Origin of the sequence: Streptomyces zhaozhouensis (assembly GCF_900230195.1) — a bacterium.
In the GTDB taxonomy this organism is placed as follows: Bacteria; Actinomycetota; Actinomycetes; order Streptomycetales; family Streptomycetaceae; genus Streptomyces; species Streptomyces zhaozhouensis.
The window spans coordinates 1-3,578 of the sequence record NZ_OCNE01000048.1 but is presented as its reverse complement, the minus strand read 5'-3'; the positions used below and the strand labels follow the sequence as shown (position 1 = coordinate 3,578).

Sequence of the window (3,578 nt, the reverse complement as noted above, 5' to 3'; positions counted from 1 at the left end):
GTGTGCGACACCCCCGGGGTGTTCTCCACAAAGCTGGTGATCAACCAGTTGAGGTTCTGCGCCGCCTGGCTCATCGGGCTCACACTAACGCTCCTGCTCGTAGGTGTGACCGGGACCTTGATCCCGTTCGTCGTTCTGCGCGCCCCGGCCCGAGCCGGCGCCGCGTCCTTGCTGTACCCCGCGGCGCAGGCTGCTCAGCCGACCGCGGACGTCCTGCGGGTCGCGGGAGACCTGCGGCCCACCGGGTGCGGTGGGCTCGGAGGAAGAGTGTTCCGTCAGGTTGGCCTTGGGCACCCGCTTCGGGAGACCGGACGACGTGGTGCCGCCGGTGCGCTCCTCGCGGCGCGGCCCGCGATCCCACTGCGGTGCCTCGGGCTGGGGTTCCCACCCCTGACCCTGTGCCGTTTCCTCCTCGGGCCGCTGGTGACGTGGTACACGACGGGGTAGCCCCTGGTCGTTCGCCGGCCCCTGGTCCGCTCCGACCGGGCCCGACGCAGGGAAGCCTACGCGCTGCGCGCGGTTCCCGGGACCATCCTGGCTCGAATCGGCGGAGCGCGAAAAGGCGTCGAAGCGCGGTTGTTGGGGAATGGCGGGCTTCTGTCCCGGAGGCTGCTGCCAGGCGCCCGCACCCGTCCCACCTGCGGCGTAGGGGTCCTGATCGGCCGGCAGGCCCTGCGGCGCGGGGGCGGTCTCGCCCTGCGGTGCGGCCGGTCGCGCCGGGTGGGGCGCCGGCGCGCCGGGGTCCGCGGGCGTGGCACCGGGGTGGGCCGGGGCGGGCCCGGTCCAGCCGTCGGTGGACGGTCGCCTCCGGTCGCCACCGATCGGTTCCAGTCGCATGGTGTCGCCCATGGACTGGCCGGAACCAGACACCTGTCCGACCGGACCCGTCGGCAGCCGAGGCGGGGTCGGCTCGGTCGCGAGGGGGGCGGGGTCGCCGTAGCGCGTGTCGTCGAAGCCGAGTTCCGCCGCGGTCCGCAGACCGGCCTCGCGGTCGGCCGCCGAGATCCCCGTCTCCTCCTCCATGATGCGGGAGACGGTGAAGCTCTCCTCCTGCTCGGGGGTCTGGCCCCCACCGCCGTGCGTGATCGCCTCCGGCAGCATCACCAGCGAGGTGGTACCCGACTGCTCGCCCGAGGGCCGCAGTTGCACCCTGATGCCGTGGCGGGCCGCCAGCCTGCCGACCACGAACAGGCCCATGCGCTGGGAGATCGCCGCGTCCACGGTCGGCGGGGCGGCCAGCCGCCGGTTGATCTCGGCGAAATCCTCCTGGCTCAGCCCGATCCCCTTGTCGTGGATCTCGATCATCACCCGGGCGTCGGGCAGCCGGGTGGCGGTGACCGTCACCCTGGCCTGCGGGGAGGAGAACGAGGTCGCGTTCTCCAGCAGCTCGGCCAGCAGATGGACCAGGTCGTTGACCACCCCGCCGTGGATCTCGCAGGGCGGCACGCCGCTGGTCTCGATCCGGGCGTAGTCCTCCACCTCGGAGGCGGCGGCGCGCAGCACGTCGACGAGCGGGACCGCCTGGTTCCAGCGGTTCTCCATCTCCTCGCCGGCGAGGACCAGCAGGTTCTCGCCGTTGCGGCGCATCCGGGTCGCGAGGTGGTCCAGCTTGAAGAGGTTCTCCAACTGCTCGGGGTCCGCCTCGCGGGACTCCAGCTCGGAGATCAGCGCCAACTGGCGCTCGATGAGCCCCTGGTTGCGGCTGGAGAGGTTGGTGAAGATGGCGTTGACGTTGCCCCGCAGCAGCGCCTGTTCCGCGGCGAGGCGGACGGCCTCCCGGTGGACCTGGTCGAAGGCGCGGGCGACCTCGCCGATCTCGTCCCGGCTGGAGACCGGTGTCGCGGTCACGGCCGTGTCCACCCGGCCGGGGTTGACCCGCGAGAGCTGGTCGACGACGGCGGGCAGCCTGCGACCCGCGACATCGAAGGCCGCGGTGCGGAGCTTGCGCATGTCGCGGCTCATGGAGCGGGCCATCAGGCCGGCGACCAGGAACGCCAGCAGCAGCGCGGCCAGCACGGCGGCCGCGTTGACCAGCATGTCGTTGCGTGCCGACGCCGCCACCTCACGGGCCTCGTCGACCGCCGCGTCCACCAGCTCCTGCTCGATGTCGCGGTAGGCGTCGAACTCGGCGGTCGCGGCGGCGAACCACGCCTCCGGGGTCAGGCCCTGCTCGGCCAGCTCCTCGGGGTCGGCGCCCGAGCCGATCAGCTGGACCATCACCGTCAGGCTCTGGGCGTTGGGCGCGTCGGCCGCCGCGTCCTCGTTCGCCCTGGCCAGCCGCTCCTCAAGGCGCTCCACGTCCTGAGGGGTGCCGGCCGAGCCGTACTCGGCCTTGGCGATCTCCTCCAGGTAGGCGTACGAGCTGAACGAGGTGAGCTGGAGCTGGCGATCGGCCGCGTCGGGGCCGGGGGCGACCAGGAGGTGGGTGCCGATGGCCCGTTGCAGCGAGCTGGCGGCCTTCGACAGCGAGAGGGCGTAGACCGTGCGGCCGTAGGTGGTGAGGTTGTCCGTACCCAGGCCGAGCTCGTTGGCGAAGGACATCAGGGGGTGCTGGACCGTGACGTACCCCTCCTCGGTCTCGACGCCGGGGAGCTGGTCGGTGTAGGCGCGTTGACGCAACGTCTCCAGCTGCGGCTCGACCTCGGTGACGCCCTCCATGCGGTGGAGCAGGCTCTCGGTGTGCGGGGTCTCCTCCCAGCGCGCGTGGAACTCGTCGCGCGCCTCGTCCGTGCTCCGCTGCGCCTCCTCGACGGCCGGCGCCTCCCGGTCGCCCTCCAGCATCGGCCGGGCGGTGACGTCGCGCTCGTCGATCAGGGCGTGCGCGTAGGCCGTCGAGGCGCGCACCAGCTCGGCGACGCGCTCGGCGTCCTGCGCCTCGCGCCAGGTCGACTGGGAGCCGCCGACCCGCAGGCCGGCCAGGACGAGGGCGACGACCACGGGGATCATCAGGATCGCGTAGAGCTTGGTGGCCACCCGCCAGTTGCGCGGGGCGAACCGGGAACCCGTCGCCTCCCCCGACGCGGGCGCGCCCGGCAGGTCGATGTCGCCCCGGCTGGGGTCGCGGGGGCCCTTCGCTTCCCCCGCGCCCGCGGGAGTCGCGCTGCTGCGGCTCACTGGCTATCTCACCTCTCGACAGTGGCGGCCGAAGCGGTCGGCCGCCGTGACTGTGGAGTCGTGTGGATTCCAGCACGCTTGGGGAAGAGTTTCCAATCCCCGTGGTCGCCCGCACGCCACCGAGACGAGAGACCCCGAATTCGGGCATTCCTCCCCGGAGATGACATATAACGACGAGATCGCACGCGGAGCGAGAGGATCCGCTCGCCACGCGTAGGCATCGCGCCGGGAGACTACCGGCCGAATCGTTACGAACCCCCAGGGAACGTGTGCGAGAACACGGTGCCGCGCCGCGCTGGCGCTCAGTGCAGCCGCGCCAGCAGGGCGTGTTCGACGAGGGTGATCAGGCCGCTCTTCGCCTCCGCCCGATGCCGCGCGTCGGTCGTGATGATCGGCGCGTCAGGACCGATCTGCAACGCCTCCCGCACCTCCTCCGGCGAATACGGCTGATGCCCGTCAAAACC

1 protein-coding gene and 2 pseudogenes are annotated in these 3,578 nt (G+C 72.2%); all 3 read right to left on the bottom strand.

Features of this window, described 5'->3' with window-relative positions:
* Nucleotides 1–83 (bottom strand): annotated as a pseudogene (locus CRP51_RS27845) (roadblock/LC7 domain-containing protein); the annotation flags it as partial.
* A gap of 1 nt (nucleotide 84) precedes the next feature.
* On the bottom strand, nucleotides 85–3,114 hold the full coding sequence (locus tag CRP51_RS27840) for a sensor histidine kinase (RefSeq protein ID WP_245880852.1): 3,030 nt from the start codon (nucleotides 3,112–3,114) through the stop codon (nucleotides 85–87).
* A gap of 302 nt (nucleotides 3,115–3,416) precedes the next feature.
* A pseudogene (locus tag CRP51_RS27835) lies at nucleotides 3,417–3,578 on the bottom strand (ATP-binding protein); the annotation flags it as partial.